The sequence below is a fragment of the Oleiphilus sp. HI0132 genome (assembly GCF_001635845.1).
On record NZ_LWGJ01000824.1, the window covers coordinates 1 to 392 of the forward strand.

Sequence of the window (392 nt, forward strand, 5' to 3'; positions counted from 1 at the left end):
ATAAGGTGACGCCAGCCTGTTTGAGAGCAGTGAAGCAGGGTCTGAGTTGACTATCTAACTCGTTAGGGTGATTGCAGTGTGTGACGAGTATGAGTTGTTTGTTGCAATCAGAAAATATTTTTAATAGTTCTTGGTCGATTCTTTCCGGGATACTGACGACCATTCGAGAATGAATACGAATGCGTTGGATATGCTTGATATCAGCAATATTGTTTATTAGCCAGGCAAGGTGGTCGTTATTGTGTATTAAGGGTTCGCCACCGCTCAGGATTACCTCATCTAATTCTTTGTGTTCTTCAATGTAGTTGAAGACCTTTCGCCATTCGTTTTTTGATTGGCGATGCGCGTCATAAGGAAAATTCCGGCGGAAGCAGTAACGACAGTTAATAGCG

General features: G+C 42.6%; 1 protein-coding gene. It reads right to left on the reverse strand.

What is annotated here, in order from left to right:
* Positions 1–392, reverse strand: a 392-nt coding sequence (locus A3766_RS09455) for a radical SAM protein (protein ID WP_156508828.1), incomplete at both ends; no start/stop codon positions are given.